Below are 19,965 nucleotides of genomic sequence, written 5' to 3'. Positions count from 1 at the left end.
GCCGGCTTCATCGCTTATTGCCTCACCTGATAGTCGGTCGCGAGCGCAGCGGGCTCACCTTCCGGCAGGGCATGTTTCGCGCTGACATAGCGGGCGGCGTACGCGCGCCAGTCGGTTTCCTTCGGCACCACCGCCTGATACGAACAGACCGTCTGCGGGATCGCCTTTGCACCGGTCCCGATGGCTTCGGCGTCCTGCTCGAATTCCGCAATAGCATCCAGCATGCGGCGACGGAACTCGACAATGGCGAGATCGCTTGCGCCCAGGCGCTCGTCCGAACGGTTGGCGATCGGACCCATCGTGACCCACATGGCGATGTCCTGATTCGGGAAGCCGGTGATGCCGGTGAAATTGCCGGCCTTCATGGCTTGGCGGTCTTGCCAGAAACGGTTCTCGTGATTGCGCAGCGGACGGTAGCGCTCGTCCAAGTCCGGGCCAATCTGTTGACGGAGGAACTTGCGCCAGGTTTCGGTTTCCGGTGTGGTTTCCGGGTCGCCCCACGCGATGAAGTAGAACGCAGTATTCGTGTCGTCCATCGGCACGTTGATGTTGGCGACGTTATACAGGTTGTTGGGGGGGATCAGCACCGTGCCGGGCGCAATGAACACCGTCGAACGCACGTAGTCGTGCGTGTTGGCGTTGAAGATCGGGCGGCGCAGCGCAGCGTAGCGGAAACCATAGTCGGTGCGTTCGACCTGTAGGCGCGGTGCCTTGTCGGTGGACGGGCGCAGCCAGTTCTTCGACGTTGCCTCGGCGCCGCCGACGCGTGCCGGCACGAAGTCGGACGAGTGCAGGCTTGAGCTGTGTGCGGAATCGATCGCGCCTTCAAGAACCTGGGCCCAGTTGCAGGGCAGCAGCGCCTTGGCGATGCTGACGCGGGTGTCAGCGGTCGGCGCCCAGGCGGGTGCGACGAATTCGGGAATGGCGTCCTGCGGACCCATGTACGCCCAGACCATGCCACCCCATTCCTTCGAAGGGTAAGCCTTGTGCTTGACCTTCTCGGTCATGCCGCTGGCGGCCGGCTCGGACACCATTTCCAGCACATTGCCCAGCACGTCGAACTTCCAGCCGTGGTACAGGCAGCGCAGGCCACCATCTTCGTTACGGCCGTACACCAGCGATGCCCGGCGGTGCGGGCAGTACTCATCCATCACACCAACGCGACCTTCGTTGTCGCGGAACACGACCAGGTCTTCGCCCAAAACGCGGGCCTTGACCGGCGCGCCGTCCGGTTCGCTGACTTCTTCAATCAAGCAAACAGGGGTCCAGTGCTGGCGCATCAGCTTCCCCATTGGGGCATCGCCTTCCACGCGGCACAAAAGTTCGTTCTCTTCATGGGTCAGCATGTTCGTCTCCTGATGGTCGGTTGCCGTCGTCAATTCGACCCATTATATTAGAGATCTAGTTAAAATAACAAGAATATTTGAGCAAGTGCAACCGGGCTCATGCGCCATCCCGAATCCTGCTTTTGTCCGGGCCATGCCTTCGGCTCTTCGGCCGGGCTCCATTACTGTCTGGCCAGCCACGGAGGGGAGTCAGCAGTACCCTTCCGCGGCCAACGTGCGTCCAGCGTGCGGGCGCGCTCGGGCATTTCTGCTGTGAGTCCTGCGAGCTTGGCATGCCAACTGGCAGGTGTATTGCGCCGACAAGGTCTGGAAGCAGATGAACCGCGAAAGCATCGACGAGGTGATGGCCGAAGTCACCGCCTAGCAGGCGAGGCCACTCGATCCCGTGTACCCGGTGGTGTTCTCCGACGCACTGCGGGTCAGGATTCGCGAGGACGCCCTGGTGCGCAACAAGGCCGTCTATCTGGCGCTGGGGGTGCTTCCCGACGGCACGGGTGACATCCTGGGCCTGTGGATCGAGAACACCGAAGGCGCCAAGTTCCGGATGAAGGTGTTCAACGATCTGAAGACGCGCAGCGTGGGCGACATCCTGATCGCCGTGACGGACGGGCTCAGGGGTATATACCCGAAGCACTGGCGGCCGTATTCCCGGCGACCACGCAGCAGACCTGCATCGTCCACCAGATTCGCAACAGCCTAGATTACGCGAGCTGGAAGGACCGCCGTGAGTTGGCCGGGGCGATCCGGCCGATCTACACAGCGCCGAGCGCGGACGTCGCGCCGGCGGAGCTCGAGGCGTTTGCCGACGGCTCGTGGGTACAACGATATCCGACAGTCAGTGTCGCTTGGCGCAACGCCTGGGATCGCATGATTCTGTTCTTTGCGTTTCCTTCGGCCGTACGCAAGGTGATCTACACGACGAACGCCATTGAGAACATCAATGCCCAACTACGTAAAATCATCAAGACCCGAGGCCACTTCCCGAGCGACGAGGCTCATCTGGCTGGAACTGCGTAACATCACGGCGGGGTTGGAGCCGTGCCGCCCACCACCGGAAGCAGGCCATGAACCAATTCGCCATCCTCCACGCAGATCGATTCGTCCGACCGTCCGTGTGAATCTCAACCCCGCCTTGAACACGGAAATCCTGACACTCTCATTTCGGACGGGTCTCCAGCCAAGAACCTGTTGAGCCCGCTTCATCACCCAATCTTCTTCTGCCGGCGAGAAGTCCCACTCGCCTTGCTGCACCCGCCTGGATTGGCAAGAATCGCGACCGCTTCCCTAGTTATCAAATGCCTGTCTTCAGTAATGAAGACAATTATTCCGATCGACGTAGATATTTTCTACTAACTGATGTGAGTTGCGTCCATGGTGGGGTGCTGGAATTCTGATTTTGTAAGATCCCGATGAGGTGATCTGAAATATTCTTAATACAGTGTCCGCGCGTTGTTCTGCGGGAACCTTTTTGTTAGCTTTCGTAAACGGCAGCGAATGAGAACGAAATACCACTATTGAGCAGTCACTGTGAATTGCGTCGTGACTCAGTGGGGGGCTGTACAGGGAGGGGACATGACTGACTCGGGAAATGGGCCTGTGCCTCAGCGCCGGCCCGCACATCGACCGCTTCTGAGCGCTTTGACCGCCGCAGTCATGCTGACAAGCGTGCCTGCCGTTGCCGGCTCCGTGAGCTACACGTATGACGCGCTAGGCCGCTTGGCCACGGCGGTCTACAACAACGGCTCTACTACCACCACCATCACATACAGCTATGACGCTGCAGGCAATCGCACGTCGGTGGTAACGACGTCGCCATAGCGCATCTTCTGCGTCGCACCGATTTCGGTGCGATACCAAATTTTTTAAAACATTTTGGTGGGACTCCTATGTCCAGGCTCGCGCACGCCCTTTTCCCGACTGTCCTGTGTATCGGTATTAGCGTATTCGCTACAAATGCCGTTAGTGGCTCCATCCAATCAGGGTATCGGCCAAACAATGGCGCCGCTTCGGTCAAGACCGCGCGCGGTCCAGCACTGGGCAAGGCTATTGCGCCACCGGCTTCGGCAAAGCAGTACGCTGGCAAGGTGCCTCCCGCAAGCGGAGCCGGGGGCCCCGTCACGTTTGTCAGCGGCAAGCTCGTACTTGGCTACCTGCCGCAGAATTTACCTGCTACGGGTCTTGGCAAGCAGGCCGGCCCAGGCCCAGGCACCTCTTCTGCCAATTTGCCGCCCGTCTCCGGGCAGGACTCGGAACGAGCTCGCGCCAGCCGTGTATTCCCAGCCAATCTGAACCGGGGGGCCTACAGCGCCACGAAGACGGTTGTGCCGACCTACGGAGCAACGACGGCCAATGGCTCACCGACTACGACTACGCCAATGGCTGCGGTTCGTGTAGGCGGCGACGCCAGCCCTCAGGGGCCGGCATCCGTTGCAGAACTGGCACGCGCTTTGTCATATGACCCCGACCTGATCTACCAGTACGTTCGCAACAATATCGAGTTCTACCCAATCTTCGGCGTGCAAAAAGGCTCGCTCGGTGCAGTGCTGGACAACCAAGGTACTGCGTACGACCAAGCCATGCTTATGGTGGATCTGCTACGGGCTTCCGGGTACACAGCGACCTTTGTGACCGGCGTGATCAAGGTAACCGCAGCCCAAATGAACCAGTGGTATGGCATTGATACATCGAACGCCTGCGCTGTGTTGAGTTTCCTTGGCAAAACTCAGATTCCCGTTTACCAGATCAATGCCACGAGCGCTGGTAGCTGCCCGGGGACGACCGCTGCGATGACCGATGCATCGCTCGGGCATATCTGGGTCAAAGCCAACATTGGCGGGACGAGCTATTACTTCGACCCCAGCTACAAGCCACATACCTTCAAGACGGGAATCGACCTGGCCAGTCCGAGTACGACTGGCTACGATGCGGCGACCTATCTGAGCGCTGCCAGAAGCGGGGCGACGGTCACTGGCGATTATGTTCAAAACATCAACCGCACCAATATTCGCAACAATCTCAACACCTACGCCAACAATCTGGCTAGCTACCTGAGATCCAATCTGCCGTCAGGCACGCTGGACGATGTCCTGGGTGGAAAGACCATTACGCCGTCGTATGGCGAGACCTTGCGCAACACGGCGCCGCCGCTCCAGGACACTGCGTACACCACTCAGGAAATCACCGATGTCCCGGCATCCGCCAAGCCGACGCTGCGCGTCCAGTATCAAGGGATTGATCAGACCTATACCTCGGACGCCATATATGGGCGGCGTCTGACTATTACCTATAACGGCTCCAACCAGCCCGTGCTCATGCTGGATGGGGCTGCTGTCGGCTCGCCAGGGACGGCGGTAACGCCAGGAACATCGACGACCATCACTTTCACGATCACGCACAACGCCTACGCGTCGACTTTCGCAAACCAGACGCTAAACCAGACCCTCACCGCCGGTGGTACCAACACTTTTCTAGTTGCCAATGGCTGGGGCCCAGCAGGACGCGGCCCGGCACAAAAGTTCCAAAATGCGCTTAATGATTTGAGCGCGGCCGGCGCGGCCGCAACTTCCGAACCGATGCTCGGCTCGACGCTGGCAGTTATTGGTGCTCAATGGCTTGCGCAGGTCGCACACATCGCTTACGCCACAGAACGGTTGGGCGACACCAGCATCTTGCACCAGCACCATGTAGGCATTGCCGGTTATGTGAACAGCGCCTATGTGGACTTGCAGGGCAGCACGATCTCAACGGCCAATCTTAGTGGCAGTGTCGACAAGGAAAATGCCGCATTCCTAACTGTGGCCGACCACATGAGCATTCTGGAGTCGACCACCGTACAGCAGACCACGAACATAGCTGCCGTATCCACTGTCAAGCTGCTCGATATCGCTGCGGCTAGTGGTCTGCCAATCTACAGCGCAACCTCGACCAACTACGCGAGTGCCGTACAACCGAACCTGGTGAACTGCAGCTCCTATTACCCGAGTTTCAATGCTTACTTGAATGCCGGCTGGCGACTGATTGTCCCGAGTCGTTGCGATCTCACGGAAAACCGCTGGGCGGGCGTTGGCTATTTTGTTGTCAACTCAAATACCGTTGGATCCATGATCAGTGGGGGGCTGTTCGGCGGTTTCGCCGATGCGCCGCAAGATCCCGGTAACTTGAACTCCTTCGTCGGACAGGACATGTCATGGTGGGCGTCACTGGTGAATGCCTGGTGGTCCGGCACGTATAACGACCCTGTGGACTTGGTCTCCGGAAATTTTCTTTACGACCACGAGGACATAAACGTTGGGGTGGGTACCTTCCCGCAGAGCCTGAGCTTTAAGCGATCGTACAGCTCGGGGATGCGCAACCAGAACGGTTCTCTAGGCAAGGGGTGGGCGCACAACCTTCAAGCTAGTGTCGCGGTCAACTCCGATGGCTTTCAGGGCATGGGCGAGGACTCAGCATTGGATGCCGTTGGTGCATTGGTGGAAATGAAGGCGTCGTTGGACTTGCTGTCTGACTCTACAAGGCCGACAGATAAATTGGTGGCGGCTGTGCTGGGTCAGCGTTGGTTTGGGGAGCAGCTGACCAATAACACCGTGATCGTTACTCGGGGCGTGAATGGCGAGGTATTCGTCAAGCTTCCCGATGGTACGTACAATCCGCCGCCCGGCAACTCTGCCAAACTGACACAGAATGCCGACGGCACTTATAACTACGAGTTCTTGAATCGGGCGGTGTTGAAGTTCAATGCGGCTGGGCAGGCGGGGACCTATGCCGATCCAAGCGGCATCCAAGTCAACTACTCGTATACCGGCAATTTACTGACGAGCGTGACCAATAGTCTGGGCCGCACGCTCAACTTCACGTACACAAACGGGCGGCTTAGCCAAGTCAGCGACGGCACCCGATCAGTTAGCTACGGTTATGACAGCAACGCAAATCTGACGACTTTCACAAATACCGTCGGTGCGGCCACAACCTTCACGTATGGCCAGCCGGGACAGCTGAAACAGATTTTCTACCCCAGCTTCCCGACAACTGCCGCGGTTACCAACACCTATGACACGCTTGGACGCGTTCAGACTCAAACCAACGCGAGAGGAAAGGTCTACAACTACTACTTTGCAGGCTCCAGGTCGGCGGAAGTAGGTCCTGGTGGGGTGACCAAGACCAACTATATCGATGCCCTGGGCAATGTCCTTCAGAAGAGCACGCCGTTGCTGAATTGGACCGTCAACACGTATGACGGACACGGACGGCTGGTCAGCACACAGCTTCCTCAGGGTAACGGTGTTACTTACACCTACGACGACGTAAGTTGCGCGAGTGCGGAGAAGAGGTGCACCCACAATGTGCGGACTATGAGCAAGGTCGGGGCGGCAGGATCAGGAATGACGCCCTTGACTCTGAGTTTCACATATGAAAGCGCTTTCAATAAGGTCGCGACGGCGACCGACGCGCGGGGCAACGTTACTAGCTACACGTATACAGCGCAGGGCCAGCCGTTGCAGATGACGTCCCCAATTGACGCATCCGGGGTGGCGCCGCAGACAAGCTATGGCTACGTTGCATACACTCCGACAGGCTTCCCAACGTTCTATCTGCCGTCCTCGAAGTCGGTCAGGATCAGCTCGACCAACTCCACGGTCACAGCGACCTCCTACGACTCAACGAATCAGTACGTACCTAAAACCAGTACTGTCGATTCGGGTACGGGAACGCTGAACCTCACCACGACTTTTACCTATGATCGCGTGGGCAACCTCACGCAAGTCGTTGGTCCACGTACTGATGTCGTCTCATCGGTATCCACGGCATACGACAGTGAGCGTCGCGCTACGCAAGTCACCGATGCAGTAGGCAAGCAAACACAGACTACTTATGACGCTGATGGTCGGCCGGTCAGCGTGGCCAGACAAATCGGCACCCAGTGGCTGGTCAATTGCAGTCGTTACAGCGCGACTGGCAAGATCGTTCGCGCTTGGGGGCCTGCTCAGACAGCAGCCGCCACGACATGTCCAACAGAATCCTCGCCAGTACCCATCACCGACACTGCATATGATGATCTGGACCGCGCAAACCAAGTGACGCAATACTTGGCGGCAGGAGATGGCGGAAATCGGGTCACCCAGACCGTATATAACGCCGATGACACGGTTCAGAGGATCGATAAGGCGGTCGGCACCTCGATCGCACAGAGCTACGTTCAGTACACCTACACGCCCAATGGCAATCTCAATTCGAGTCAGGATGCGAAGGGTAATCTGACCGTATATGCATATGATGGCTTCGATCGACGGACTCGCATTTATTACCCTCAACCCAGCACCCCAGGCTCTGCCAACACGAATGACTACGAAGAATATGCTTATGACGCTAACGGTAATGTCTCTTCTATGCGCAAGCGCACAGGGGATGTCATTACGCAAACCTGGGACAACCTGAACCGCTTAACGGCACGCACGTATCCGAGTTCCTCCGACAACGTACAGTTCGGGTATGACCTGCGAGGCCTACGTACTGCATCGCAGTACGCTAATGGCAGCCACACCATCACCTACGTTTGGGACAACGCAGGCCGACTGATCAATACGACCGCGGGAGGCAAAACGCTCACCTATCAGTACGACGCTGCTGGTAACCGTGTTCAAACGACTTGGCCCGACGCGTTCTACACGACCACTAGCTACGATGCGCTTAACCGGCCAAACGCTATCAAGGAGAATGGCAGCGTCAACCTGGCGAGCTATGCATACGACGATTTGAGCCGGCGTACAACCGTCACTCTAGGTAACGGTACGACAATTCAGCGTAGTTATGACAACCAGGGGGCACTGGCGACGCTGAAAAACTTCCTTGCATCAACCAGCGAAGAGGTGCAGTACACCTACACCCGCAACCAGATCCGCGAACTGACGGGCATTACTTGGAGCAACAACACTTATCAATGGACGGGAGCGACAACCGGCACTCAGACCTACACCAGCGACGGGTTGAATCGCTACACCGGTCTTATTCTTCTGTCCTACAGCTATGACAGCAACGGAAACTTGGCGGGCGACGGTACTTGGAACTACAGCTACGACCTAGACAATCGCCTCAAGACGGCGAGTAAGCTCCCCTCGACCAGTGCCACCCTAGCCTACGATGCCGAGGGCAGGCTGCGCCAGACAGCGGTAACTTTGCTACTCACCACCACGACCACCAATCTGCTGTATGACGGTCAGAACTTGGTTGCCGAATATGACAGTACCGGCAACACCGTGCTCAGAAAATACGTGCATGGTCCGGGAACTGATGAGCCAATCGTCTGGTACGAAGGTGCTGGTACCACCGCCAAGAACTGGTTGTACTCGGACCATCTGGGCAGCATCGTGGCCACCGCTAACGCGGCAGGTGCGAGGACGGCGACCTATTCCTATGGTCCGTATGGAGAACCTAACGTTACAACTGGGCTACGGTTCCGGTATACCGGCCAGCAATTGCTCGGCGATCTTGGTTTGTACTACTACAAGGGGAGGTTCTATTCGCCTACGCTCGGGAGGTTCTTGCAGACAGACCCGATCGGTTACAAGGATGACGAGAACCTTTATGCGTATGTGGGCAACAATCCGGTAAATCGGACGGATCCGACGGGCTTGAGCTTTGTACAAACTGGCTCGACTGATCATCGGTACCAGATTGGACCCACGTATCTTTGTACAGAAGGACCTGGTTGTACTAGGGGGATCGCGCTGCAGGTCGTTGATGGTTTTTCCCTTGGTATTCTGACGATTGTTAATGGTGCTCCTAGTCAAGGGTACAACTTACTATTGCCAACCAACGACCCGATTCAGCACATAGTTGATTACGATCGCTACGCGATATTTAATATTACTCTTCCGGGGCATCAATTTTTCCCTGGTCAGGTTGAGCACTCAATAACTTATGGCCCAGGACCTGATGGGGTCGGGATCGGGATATATCTGACTACTGTTGGCACTGGAAGTGGCCCTAGGCCTGGCTGGAATAATTTTCTCGGATATTTGATCTTTACCCCGACTCATGTTTGGTCTGTGGACTATTTTCAAGGTGGTTCGAGTGGGGGTTATCCGTGATTAAATTTGCTCGGTCTCTTGCCTTGTTTGCTTGCATATATTTTGGGGGGGTGATGGGATGCTCTGCTGAAAAAATCCCTCCGACTCAGGTTGCTGTTTTGAAGGTTGCGCCGGAGAAGTATGCCGATTTTGTGCGTGATTTGGATGCGGCGCTTGGTGTGCAAGGGCTGAGGAAATTTGCGGCAGCTCCAGGGCTCGATGATCTTTTAGGGCGGCCTGTTTTATATTTTGAGTACAAGCGGGATGTATCGGAGAAAACGGGATTCCTGGTGGCGACCGATATAAAGGGTGTTTCAAAAATTGAGTTTCTTGTTTTTGAGAACTATTTCCCGGACGCCGAGGCTCGGAAGGCTGCGCTTGAGAGCGTTCGCGGGCTCATTGAGAAATACGGGGGTACGGTGGTGTCTGGGAAGTTTTGATCTGCGTCTGATTGACGGGTTGGTGTTGATTGAGGGCGGTATTCTAAAAAATGCGTCGAAGTCAATTTAATCGCGGGTTTACTTTGTTAGAGCTTCTGGTTGTATTGGTTATTATTGGACTTTTGGCTGGCATCGTTGGTCCGCGCCTGTTCGGTAATGTGAGCAAATCCGAGGTGACGACAGCTAAGGCACAGATCGATATTCTCAGCAAAGCGCTAGATCAGTTCCGCATAGATGTGGGGCGTTATCCCACTAGTCAGGAGGGGCTTGCTGCGCTCATCAGCCCCATCCCTGGCGAAGGGCGCTGGCACGGTCCTTATTTGCGTAAGGACGTACCTCCGGACCCGTGGGGCATGCCCTACCAATACAAATTCCCCGGTAGCAAGCAATCAGACGACTTCGAGCTCTATTCCTTTGGCGCTGACAAAGCGCCTGGCGGTACGGGCGACAACGCTGACATCGGCCACTGAACTGCCGGAGCGCCCCCTCTCATCCCCATGGCCAAATTCAAGGTGCGCGGCATCACCGCCCAGGGCGAACTGCAGATGCGCCTTGTGACGGCCGGCAGTCGAGCCGAGGCCGAGCAGTTTGCGCGACAGGGCGGGTTGCGTGTCCTGACTGTTCAGGGCGAGCGTCTCGGACTGACACTTAACCGCGCCGCCGGTGGACACTTTGAACTGGCTCTGTTTACACATGAACTGGTCGCGTTGCTCAGTGCAGGGCTGTCCTTGATTGAAACCCTTGAAACGCTGGCCGAGCGCCAAGAGCATGCCGCGCGCACGGGAGGCGTTCTAAGCGAGTTGGTGCGCCGCATGCGCGAGGGCCAGTCCTTTTCCGCTGCCCTGCAGGGCTTCCCAGACATCTTTCCTGAGCTCTTCGTTGCCTCCATTGCAGCCAGCGAGCACACCGGCGAGATCGTGCCGGCGCTCCAACGCTGGTTGCGTTACCACGAGCAACTGGGCCTCATCCGTCAGAAGATCATCAGCGCGTCGCTGTACCCGATCATGCTGTGCGTGGTCGGTGGAGCCGTCGCCCTGTTTCTGCTGTGCTTCCTGGTGCCACGCTTTGCTCGCGTCTACGAAGGCATGGAAGACAAACTCCCACTCGCCTCGCGCTGGCTCATGCAATGGGGTGGCTTTGCCAGCGAACATTGGCTCGCGGTTGCCATCGCACTCATCGCGATCATGGCCGCTCTGCCGGTAGCATTGACCCGCCCACAGATGCGTGCCTGGCTGGGTGCCGCTGCACAGGTGAACCGCTGGATCGGCGCGCGGGTTCGGTTGATGCAACTGTCGCGTTTCTATCGCTCGCTTGGCCTGCTGCTTGGTGGCGGTATCCCCGTGATCAAGGCCATGCAGATGGCGCAAGGACTGCTGCCTGCGCAACTGCAGACTGCTGCTCTTGGCGCGACCGTTCAGGTAACTCAGGGCCAGAGCCTGAGCGACAGCTTGCATGGGAACGCGCTCACTACGCCGGTTGCCCTGCGGCTGTTGCGCGCCGGAGAGCGCAACGGTCAGATGGCCGACATGCTGGAGCAGGCAGCCGCTTTCCACGACAAGGAAATCACACACTGGATCGACCGCTTTGCTCGCCTTTTCGAGCCGGTGCTGATGCTGGTGATCGGCCTTGCCATCGGCGGCATCGTCATCATGTTGTATCTGCCGATTTTCGAGCTCGCCGGGAGCTTGCAATGAGCGCAGCGTCTCAAGTCTCTACCCAGGCAAGTGTGGCGGTGTCCCGCCAATCCAACTGGCTAACGGCCGAACTGCTAGCGGGCGCCGCCACCGAGGCGACGAGCCAAGGTGAGTCGCTGCTTGTGGCCTTACAGCGCCTGGCTGGGCGGTCGCCTGATGAGGTCCTTGAAACGGTAAGCCGGCACAGCGGACTGCCCGCGCTGGGTCTGGTCGACCTTGAGGCTATGACTCCAGATTTCTCGCTGGTGAGCTATGGCGAGTGCCTAGAGCGTGAATGCTTGTTGATGACCGACGCCCAAGGTGTACGGCATTTTGTTGCGGGCAACCCTTTGGATGCGGCGTTGCATACCTGGGCCGCACATCAAATCCAGGGCTACTTCAAGCTGGCCTTTACCCATCCACTCGAACTCAAGGCCATGCTTTCGCGCCTGGAGGCGCATCAGCAGGCGCTGGCCCAGGTTATCCGACTGGAACAGGGCGTTCCACCTCGATCCGATGCCGACGACAGTGAGGAAATCTCCCTGCGTTCCATCGCCCGAGACGAGAGCCAAGTGGTGCGCCTGGTCAACTCCACGTTGTATGACGCCCACAAGAGCGGTGCGAGTGATATCCACTTCGAGAACACGCCGGCAGGTCTGGTTATTAAGTACCGCATCGACGGCGTGCTGGCTACGGCACGCCAGTTGCCTGACCCGCAGCTGGCAGAACAGGTCATCTCCCGGATGAAGGTGATGGCGGAGCTGGACATCGGGGAAAAGCGCATCCCGCAGGACGGCCGCTTTGCCGTGCACATTGCAGCACGGGAGATCGACTTCCGGGTCTCCGTCATGCCGGGCCTGTTCGGCGAGGACGCCGTGCTGCGCATTTTGGACAAGCAGTCACTCACGACGGAGTTGGCGCAGCTAAGTCTCGATCTGCTTGGGATTACACCGGCAGCCCAGCAGACCATCCGACGCTTGGCCAACCAGCCCTACGGCATGCTGCTGGTCACTGGCCCGACCGGCTCAGGCAAGACGACGACCCTGTACGCGACGCTCTCCGAGATCAACCGCGGCGACGACAAGATCATCACCATCGAGGACCCCGTCGAATATCAGTTGCCCGGGGTGTTGCAGATTCCCGTCAACGAGCGCAAGGGTCTGACCTTCGCCAAGGGCCTGCGTTCCATCCTGCGCCACGATCCCGACCGAATCCTTGTGGGCGAAATCCGGGACCGCGAGACCGCAGAGATCGCAGTACAGGCTGCACTTACTGGTCACCTGGTGTTCACCACCGTGCACGCCAATAACGTGTTCGACGTGCTAAGCCGTTTTCGACACATGGGTGTGGACGCCTATAGCTTCGTCACAGCATTGAATGGCGTGGTCGCGCAGCGCTTGGTGCGATTGAACTGCCCGCACTGCGTGCAATCCTGCGAGCCGGACGGGGAGCTGCTGGTTGCCTCGGGCATCGAGCGCGCTGCGTTGCACGGCCATGCGCTATTGCAGGGCCGGGGGTGCGCGCACTGCCGCGGGACGGGCTACAAGGGCCGCCGTGCGTTGACCGAAGTGCTGGTTCTGAACGACGAACTGCGCGAACTCATCCTGCAGCAGGCGCCTATCGCTCGACTCAAGGAGGCGGCGCGGACGCATGGGATGGCGTCGATGCGCCAGGAGGCGTTAGAGGCCGTCAAGCAAGGGCAGACCACGCTGCAGGAGATCAACCGTGTCACCTTTGTGGAGTAGCGGTGTGGGGGCATCTTGGGTGAACAGCATGCGCCGTTTCGGCCGGCTGCTCAGGCGCCAAATCAACGTCGCTTTGCGGCCCGCGCCACGATACCGGGTGCACTTCGCAGCTGGGGCGCTGATGGCCTGCGAGCTGCTGGGGCGACGAGTGGTGCGCAAGCAGTGTTTCGCCTTCGCGCCAGGCGAGCATTCCGCTGCACTGCTAGCTCTGCGCGAGTGGATGGGGAGTCCAAGCCGGCGGGGTTCACTGGAGTGGGTACTGGGCAATACGGCCGTGCGCTATTTGCTGTTGCCATGGACGCCGGACCTCGCTAACGCGTCCTTGCGCCAGGCGTTCGCGGTCGCACTGTTCGAGCAGCAGTTCAAGCAGGATGCATCCGCTTACGCCATGTGTTTCGCTTCCCCGCGTTACGGACAGGCACTAATGGTGGCGTGTGTGTCAAAGGCGCTGCTGGTAGAGCTGAAGGCGCATGCTCGATCGGCGGGAGTTCGTCTTGCCAGCATCACGCCTGGCGTGGCTGCAGTCTGGAACCGCTTCGAGAAGCTGTTGGCATCAGAGCAGGGAACAGTGTCCTTGGTCGACGGCGACCGCCTGGTGGCGTTATGCCACAAGCAAGGTTGCATCAACAGCATTGCATTGCGGCCTTTCGATCCCGATCCGACGGGTGACATCGTCATGCCGTCAACCGGTGCGCAGGGGCGACAGCGTGTCTTCGCCTCGATCTGGCTTCCTCAGTTGCCAGAAGAGATACGGCTTTCGTTGCGCAATGGCGAAGGCTTTCGCGAGCAGGAAGATGCTACCTATGCATTTGCGTTGTGCGGAGTCCACTGATGGCGGCCCTGCAACTGGATTTTGTTAGGAAATCCACATGGCGGATGAGCACGATTGTGCTGCTGATGCTTGGCGTGGCCGGCAGCGGTTTTTTGTTGTGGCAGCGCGACCAACTGCTGGAGCGTCGAGCCACTGCCTTGGCTCGGATCGACGCTTATCGGCACACGGTCATCAAATCCCATCCTGAGCCATTGCCTCCGCCCCGCAAGGAAGCGATTGAGGAGGCCGAGCGGCTGGTGGCGGGCTTACAGCTTCCTTGGGAGCCGATGCTCAATTCGCTGCAGTCGGCGGTTCAGGATGACATCCTGCTGCAGCGCGTGCAGCCGGAGACTGACGCGTTCCGATTGCGGATTAGCGGTCAGGCTGACAACAGTCAGGCGTTCATTGGCTTCGTGCAGCGATTACAGGGTGATGCCTTCTGGCGCAATGTGGAACCGCTGTCTGAGGTCAAGCAGCCTGAGGCTACCGCCTCCGGCGGCAAGCCGCTGGCGTTCCAGTTGGCCGTGCAGCGGAGGCGTCCGTGAACTGGCCCGCACTGTCGGGAGGGATGCGGCTGCAGCAGGTCGGTCGGCGCATCGGCTGGCATGCCCGTCTTTGCTGGGAACGCTTGGCGTGGCCTCAGTTTTTGGCTGTTGCCGTGATTGGTTTTGGTGTCGGCTTGGGCCTCTGGGTCAACGAGCCTTTGCGCCGCGAGGTGCGGGAGCTGCAAGCAGTGATTCCGACGGTCGCACCTCAGCACAGGCCCACGCCGCCGGGGTCTATTGCGACTTCGACGCAGGTACCTGTGGCTCGCGACAGTGCCGCTTATGTCTCAGGTCTGATTGCCTTTTTGCCGACGCAGGATGTGCGTGAGCAGCAGTTGCGCATCCTGCACGGACTCGCCACCGCTAGCGGTGTGGATCTCTCCCGAGTGGAGTACGCCCAAGGTAGCCTGGAACATCTGTCGGCCCAGCGGATGTCCATGCAACTGACGGTATCCGCCGAATACTTCGACTACCGCAAGTATCTACACACTCTTCTGGTGGCGTTGCCTAACCTTGTCATCGATCGCGTCACGATGGAAAAGGCGCCGGGTCAGGCGACACGGCTGAATGTCCGGTTGGAGACGAGCCTCTACTATCGGGACCCTAGTGCCCCGACGACTGGAGCCGGCCAATGAAAGGGCTCGGACTGTCCAAATCGCTACAGGCCTTGCTGCTCGCCACGACTTCGTTGACTGCCGTTGCTTTGCTGAAGCCGGATGCCGTTGAGGTGCCAGTGATTAACGCTGTACCACCACGGTCAGCTGATGGACCATCCGAGTCGTCGTCGGATACCGGAGCACCCTGGGTTCGGCTGGAAGGGGAGGAGTGGAAGCCGAATGCACCGGAGCAAGACAAAGTGGCAGCGGTCCCTGCGCCCGCACCATCACGGCTCCCGCCGCCGGCACCCGTTATTCCTCCAAAGCCGACCGCTCCGGATCCCGCACTGACATATCTCGGCCACATGGATCAGGATGGTCGCAGCTACGTGTTTCTGGGGCGCGGCGCCAGGCCGTTGGTAGTGGAGGTCGGAGGACAAGTGGACGCCCAGTGGAAAGTCGAAAGAGCCAGCGCTTCAGAAGTGGAGTTGCGCTACCTACCCTTGGATGAAGTGCGCCTCATCGCCGTGCAATGACGACAAATACAAATAGACGGCATGTCTTGTCCCTCAGGTGGCTGTGCCTGGTAGCGACATTTGCCCTGTTGTCGGGCTGTGCTTCATATTTGGAGGCGCGCCGCGCGGACCAGCTAATCGCCGAGGGGGACAACGAGGCGGGCCTCGTCCTGCTCGCGCAACTGGCCAAAACAGAACCGGCAGACTACAAGCTTAAGTACATCCGGACGCGTGATGGCGTGCTACGCGACATGTTGTTAGCGGCGCGGCGGCTGACAGCGGCTAAGAAGACTGCGGAAGCTCAGCGCGCTTATCAGGCCATGCTACGCATTGATCCCGTCAATGAGGCAGCGACCGCGGGGCTTGCCTCGCTCGACCGCGATGCACGAGAAGCAAAGAACATCGCGCAGGCCGATGCCGCCTTGAAAGCAGGCGATACCGCCACTGCGACACGTTCGCTGCAGGCGGCGCTTCTCGAGAACGCCGACCAGCAGCAGGCGAAGCAGATGCTTCAGAGCATTGAGTTGGAGAAGAACAGAAGCCTGACGGCCGATCCCATTCTGTCGAAAGCCCTCAAGAAACCGGTCACGTTGGAGCTCCGCGATGTCGGGATCCAGAACGTGCTCGAAATTCTGTCTAGGACGTCGAACATCAATTTCGTACTGGACAAGGACGTAAAGACGGACATCAAGACGACAATCTTTGCCAAGAACACGTCAGTTGAGGATGCGCTCAACCTAGTGCTGCGCACCAGCCAACTGCACAAGAAGATCTTGAATGAGTCGACTCTTCTGATCTATAGCGACACTGAGGAGAAGAAGCGCCGGTATGAAGACTTGGTGATGCGCACGTTCTACCTCAAGAGCGCTGACCCCAAGAAGATGCAGGATATGGTCAAGGCGTTGATTGCGCCCAAGTCGCTCTATGTGGACGAGCGCTTCAAGATGCTGGTAGTCCGGGACAACTTGGACGTGATTTCTGCTATTGAGCGCCTGGTTGCCACCTACGACATCGCAGACCCCGAGGTCTTGCTAGAGGTGGAGATTCTGGAGGTGAACTCCAATGGGCTGCTCAACGCTGGTATCCAGTACCCCGACAATGTCTCTGTCGGCGTTTTCGGTAGAGCGGGCGTTGGCGGGCAACTGGCGATGAATGAGCTCAGTGGCATCAACCGCAACAACTTCCAGCTGTTCTTGCCCAACCCGCTGGCGGTGCTCAACCTCAAGCAGACCAGTAGTGATGCCAAAACCTTGGCCAATCCGCGTATCCGCGTTACCAATCGCCAGAAGGCCAAGGTGTTGATTGGCGACAAGGTGCCCGTCATCACCACGACAGTCAATCAGACTTCCAGTGCGTCCACCGAGTCAATCAGCTATCTGGACGTGGGCCTGAAACTTGAGGTGCAGCCGGAGATCCACGTCAATGAAGAGGTGACCATCGGGATCGACTTGGAGGTCAGCAACGTAGTGAAGGAGATTCGCTCGACCACCGGGCTGCTGGCGTACCAGATCGGCACGCGCAACGCGAGTACGATGCTGCGGTTGCATGACGGCGAGACACAGGTGCTGGCAGGTCTCATTAAAGACGAGCAAAGCAACAGTTCGGCAGGCATTCCCGGCATCGGAAGGCTGCCCGTGGTTGGCCGGCTGTTCTCGAACCAGACGGATACCAATAACCGTTCCGAGATTGTGCTGCTCATTACGCCGCGCATTGTGCGCTCAATGCCCACCCCGCCGGCTTATGTGGTGGAGTTTCCTTCTGGTACAGCGGATAGTGCATCTGTAAGGCCTCTGCGTTTAACCCCAGGGGGACAGTACAGTGGCAGCGACGCACAGTTGACGCAAGTCCCACAGGCTTCTAGTGAGCCAACAGGTGCGCCACCCGTTGTAGGTGCGCCCCCGGTTCCGGGCGCCCCTGTAGGTGGGGCGACGGCATTCGCGCCACTGGCATCAATGCAACAGTCGGTTGCTCAGCAGGTCAGCCTGCAGACGCCTGACCGCGTCCAACTGGGCGGCGACTTCAGAGTCGTCATCAACTATCCACAGCCTTATGATTCAATCGAGTTTGATCTGGTGATGGACCAGCCGGGCATTGAACTTGTGAATAGCCCGAGCCCAAGTGCGAACGGTGCAGCCGCAGCGACGCAGATCGCGCAAGCCGGTCAGACCATTCACGTGAAGGCGGGCAAGCGTGCTGAGGGAGGGCCGACTGTCGCGATGGTAACGATGAAGGCCACCAAGCAGCCGTCTGCGCCCATCAGCCTTTCAGTGCAAAACCTGCAAGTGAAGGGGGCTGACGGCAATGCGCTGCCCGCGACCGTTGCGTTGCCGAAGCAACTCACGGTTCAGCGATGAAGACCGCACGTGGATTCACCTTGATTGAGATGCTGATCACTGTGGTGCTAGTGGGCATCCTGGCCTCTGTCGTGGTCCCGCTGACGGAAATGAGCGTGCGGCGGGGCAAAGAGCAGGAGTTGCGCGCCGCGTTGCGCGAGATTCGGGGCGCGATTGACGCCTACAAGCGCGCAGGAGATGAGGGGCGCATCTACCGCTCGGCTACCACTACAGGCTATCCAGCGACCTTGGACGTTCTGGTGGAAGGCGCTCAGGACTTGAAGGACCCCGGGCGGCGCAAGATTTACTTTCTGCGCCGCGTGCCACGCGATCCGATGAACCCCGACCTGAAACTGGCACCGACGGCAACGTGGGGCAAGCGCTCCTATGCGAGCGAAGCGGATCGCCCGAAAGAAGGTGATGACGTCTATGATGTTTATTCGACAAGTCAGCGGGTGGGGCTGAATGGCCAGCCGTACGCTCAATGGTAAGCACCAATGAAGAGATCGCGCGGATTCACGTTGATCGAACTCTTGGTGGTGATGGCGATTGTGTCGGCACTGCTGAGCATCGTCGTGCCGCGCTACATCCATAAAGTGGATGTGGCCAAGGAGGCCGCGCTGAGAGAAAACCTTGGGGCACTGCGCATAGCGCTAGACCAGTACTACAGCGACAAGGGCGTTTATCCGGAAAAGCTCACCGACTTGGTGGTTCAGCGCTATCTGCGCGCCATGCCGTTGGATCCCGTCACAGACCAGCGCGACAGTTGGCTGCCGATGATTCGTGAAGAGGACGCCGGCAAGAAGGTGGTGTACGACGTGCGCAGCGGCGCGGCAGGCAATGCTATCGATGGAACGCCATTCAAATCTTGGTAGGTGCTCAATGAGGGGCCGGCAGCGTGGGGTGGGCTATCTCTTCATGCTGTTTGCCGTGTTTTTGCTGTCGCTCGGTTTGGGCAAGGCAGTCGAGGTGTATTCGACGAGCATGCAGCGCGAACGGGAGGCCGCACTTCTTGAGGTGGGCGCAGCGTATCGCCAGGCCATCAAGGACTATTACCTGAGCGCACCTAACGGGCAGCATCGCTATCCAGCCCAGTTGGAGGATCTGCTGAAGGACAATCGACATCTGGTCACTCGGCGGTATTTGCGCCGTTTGTACCTGGATCCGATGACCTCCCAGCCATTTGTGCCGGTGCTGGCACCGCAAGGCGGAATTTGGGGCGTGGCTAGTACATCGACTAAGCTGCCGATCCGTACAAAGCTGCCGGCTGAGGTGATGATCCGCAATTCGCTGGCACGTACCTATGCGGATTGGCTGTTTATGTACGACGGCTGCCCCACTCCCTGACTGATCCGAATGGTGCGTTTGCGAGCAGATCTGCTTTGCGCCTCTCCCCTCGGCTATTTGATAGCCGGTTTCTTTGCCTATTGTTGACGGATTCACTGTCTGCTCAGATGCCCACTGACCTGCCCCCGGTTTTAGTACGAAGCGCAGGTGGAGTCCGAGGTTAAAAACTCTTTCTGCTCATGCCCCTGTGCAAACTGCGCCGGGGTCAGATAGCCGAGCGAGCTGTGAGGCCGCTCGGTGTTGTACTCGATACGCCATTCCTCAATCAGCTGCCTGGCGTGGCGCATTGAGACGAACCAGTGCTCGTTCAGGCATTCATCGCGGAACCGCCCGTTGAAGCTCTCGATGTAGGCGTTCTCCACTGGCTTGCCGGGCCTGATGAACGACAGCGTGACGCCCGCTTCGTAGGCCCATGCGTCCAGCACCTTACCAGCGAACTCGGGACCATTGTCCACCGTGATGGAAGCTGGCAAGCCTCGCATCTCCTTCAGCCGTTCCAGCACTTGCTTGACCCGCAGGCCCGGCAATGAGGTGTCAACCTCGATGACCAG

General features: G+C 58.6%; 16 protein-coding genes and 1 pseudogene. 15 read left to right on the top strand and 2 right to left on the bottom strand.

The features are described from left to right. Positions 1–14: 14 nt before the first annotated feature. Positions 15–1,346 carry a Rieske 2Fe-2S domain-containing protein gene (locus DOD19_RS26645; protein ID WP_112189043.1) on the bottom strand — a complete coding sequence of 444 codons (1,332 nt, stop codon included), beginning with the start codon at positions 1,344–1,346 and terminating at the stop codon, positions 15–17. 334 nt (positions 1,347–1,680) lie between these two features. Here DOD19_RS26645 and DOD19_RS26640 point away from each other — a divergent pair. From DOD19_RS26640 to DOD19_RS26575, 15 genes and pseudogenes are all read left to right on the top strand, one after another. Continuing rightward, positions 1,681–2,464: pseudogene (locus tag DOD19_RS26640) on the top strand (IS256 family transposase); the annotation flags it as partial. A gap of 535 nt (positions 2,465–2,999) precedes the next feature. Continuing rightward, positions 3,000–3,164 carry an RHS repeat domain-containing protein gene (locus tag DOD19_RS26635; RefSeq protein ID WP_112189041.1) on the top strand — a complete coding sequence of 55 codons (165 nt, stop codon included), beginning with the start codon at positions 3,000–3,002 and terminating at the stop codon, positions 3,162–3,164. 557 nt (positions 3,165–3,721) lie between these two features. After that, on the top strand, positions 3,722–9,430 hold the full coding sequence (locus DOD19_RS26630; protein ID WP_239498117.1) for an RHS repeat-associated core domain-containing protein: 5,709 nt from the start codon (positions 3,722–3,724) through the stop codon (positions 9,428–9,430). Then, a complete protein-coding gene (locus tag DOD19_RS26625) occupies positions 9,427–9,849 on the top strand; it encodes a hypothetical protein (protein WP_162634504.1) in 423 nt (140 codons plus the stop codon). Before DOD19_RS26630 ends, DOD19_RS26625 begins: the two co-directional genes overlap by 4 nt. Before the next feature lie 50 nt (positions 9,850–9,899). Further along, on the top strand, positions 9,900–10,319 hold the full coding sequence (gene gspG / locus DOD19_RS26620; protein ID WP_112189035.1) for a type II secretion system major pseudopilin GspG: 420 nt from the start codon (positions 9,900–9,902) through the stop codon (positions 10,317–10,319). A 27-nt stretch (positions 10,320–10,346) separates the two neighbouring features. Then, positions 10,347–11,543, top strand: a complete 1,197-nt coding sequence (locus DOD19_RS26615; protein WP_112189033.1) for a type II secretion system F family protein — start codon at positions 10,347–10,349, stop codon at positions 11,541–11,543. Further along, positions 11,540–13,267 carry a GspE/PulE family protein gene (locus tag DOD19_RS26610; protein WP_112189031.1) on the top strand — a complete coding sequence of 576 codons (1,728 nt, stop codon included), beginning with the start codon at positions 11,540–11,542 and terminating at the stop codon, positions 13,265–13,267. Before DOD19_RS26615 ends, DOD19_RS26610 begins: the two co-directional genes overlap by 4 nt. 28 nt (positions 13,268–13,295) lie before the next feature. Continuing rightward, on the top strand, positions 13,296–14,099 hold the full coding sequence (locus DOD19_RS26605) for a hypothetical protein (RefSeq protein ID WP_112189029.1): 804 nt from the start codon (positions 13,296–13,298) through the stop codon (positions 14,097–14,099). Next, on the top strand, positions 14,099–14,623 hold the full coding sequence (locus DOD19_RS26600) for a PilN domain-containing protein (RefSeq protein WP_112189027.1): 525 nt from the start codon (positions 14,099–14,101) through the stop codon (positions 14,621–14,623). Before DOD19_RS26605 ends, DOD19_RS26600 begins: the two co-directional genes overlap by 1 nt. Beyond that, a complete protein-coding gene (locus DOD19_RS26595; protein ID WP_162634503.1) occupies positions 14,620–15,258 on the top strand; it encodes a hypothetical protein in 639 nt (212 codons plus the stop codon). Before DOD19_RS26600 ends, DOD19_RS26595 begins: the two co-directional genes overlap by 4 nt. Continuing rightward, positions 15,255–15,755, top strand: a complete 501-nt coding sequence (locus tag DOD19_RS27640; protein WP_162634500.1) for a hypothetical protein — start codon at positions 15,255–15,257, stop codon at positions 15,753–15,755. The genes DOD19_RS26595 and DOD19_RS27640 overlap by 4 nt, the downstream gene beginning before the upstream one ends. A gap of 89 nt (positions 15,756–15,844) precedes the next feature. Beyond that, positions 15,845–18,088 (top strand): secretin and TonB N-terminal domain-containing protein, encoded by a 2,244-nt coding sequence (locus DOD19_RS26590; protein ID WP_162634498.1) that lies wholly within the window; start codon positions 15,845–15,847, stop codon positions 18,086–18,088. Further along, positions 18,085–18,558 carry a type II secretion system protein gene (locus DOD19_RS26585; protein ID WP_112189021.1) on the top strand — a complete coding sequence of 158 codons (474 nt, stop codon included), beginning with the start codon at positions 18,085–18,087 and terminating at the stop codon, positions 18,556–18,558. The genes DOD19_RS26590 and DOD19_RS26585 overlap by 4 nt, the downstream gene beginning before the upstream one ends. Before the next feature lie 6 nt (positions 18,559–18,564). Then, positions 18,565–18,942, top strand: coding sequence for a prepilin-type N-terminal cleavage/methylation domain-containing protein (locus DOD19_RS26580; protein WP_112189018.1), 378 nt, complete (start codon positions 18,565–18,567; stop codon positions 18,940–18,942). Positions 18,943–18,970: 28 nt separating this feature from the next. Continuing rightward, entirely contained in the window at positions 18,971–19,414 is a 444-nt protein-coding gene (locus DOD19_RS26575; protein WP_204360108.1) for a type II secretion system GspH family protein, read from the top strand. A gap of 131 nt (positions 19,415–19,545) precedes the next feature. Here DOD19_RS26575 and DOD19_RS26570 read toward each other — a convergent pair. Continuing rightward, positions 19,546–19,965, bottom strand: a 420-nt coding sequence (locus DOD19_RS26570; RefSeq protein ID WP_162634496.1) for an integrase core domain-containing protein, incomplete at its 5' end; no start/stop codon positions are given.

Source organism: Ralstonia sp. GX3-BWBA (genome assembly GCF_003290055.1).
GTDB lineage: Bacteria > Pseudomonadota > Gammaproteobacteria > Burkholderiales > Burkholderiaceae > Ralstonia > Ralstonia holmesii.
The sequence above is the reverse complement of the archived record's forward strand: the minus strand, read 5'-3'. Positions and strand labels throughout refer to the sequence as shown.

Excerpts from the sequence above, each read along its gene's own strand:
- DOD19_RS26645 (WP_112189043.1), bottom strand. The coding sequence starts at position 1,346 with ATGCTGACCCATGAAGAGAACGAACTTTTGTGCCGCGTGGAAGGCGAT.
- DOD19_RS26635 (WP_112189041.1), top strand. The coding sequence starts at position 3,000 with ATGCTGACAAGCGTGCCTGCCGTTGCCGGCTCCGTGAGCTACACGTAT.
- DOD19_RS26630 (WP_239498117.1), top strand. The coding sequence starts at position 3,722 with ATGGCTGCGGTTCGTGTAGGCGGCGACGCCAGCCCTCAGGGGCCGGCA.
- gspG (WP_112189035.1), top strand. The coding sequence starts at position 9,900 with ATGCGTCGAAGTCAATTTAATCGCGGGTTTACTTTGTTAGAGCTTCTG.
- DOD19_RS26615 (WP_112189033.1), top strand. The coding sequence starts at position 10,347 with ATGGCCAAATTCAAGGTGCGCGGCATCACCGCCCAGGGCGAACTGCAG.
- DOD19_RS26610 (WP_112189031.1), top strand. The coding sequence starts at position 11,540 with ATGAGCGCAGCGTCTCAAGTCTCTACCCAGGCAAGTGTGGCGGTGTCC.
- DOD19_RS26605 (WP_112189029.1), top strand. The coding sequence starts at position 13,296 with ATGCGCCGTTTCGGCCGGCTGCTCAGGCGCCAAATCAACGTCGCTTTG.
- DOD19_RS26600 (WP_112189027.1), top strand. The coding sequence starts at position 14,099 with ATGGCGGCCCTGCAACTGGATTTTGTTAGGAAATCCACATGGCGGATG.
- DOD19_RS27640 (WP_162634500.1), top strand. The coding sequence starts at position 15,255 with ATGAAAGGGCTCGGACTGTCCAAATCGCTACAGGCCTTGCTGCTCGCC.
- DOD19_RS26585 (WP_112189021.1), top strand. The coding sequence starts at position 18,085 with ATGAAGACCGCACGTGGATTCACCTTGATTGAGATGCTGATCACTGTG.
- DOD19_RS26580 (WP_112189018.1), top strand. The coding sequence starts at position 18,565 with ATGAAGAGATCGCGCGGATTCACGTTGATCGAACTCTTGGTGGTGATG.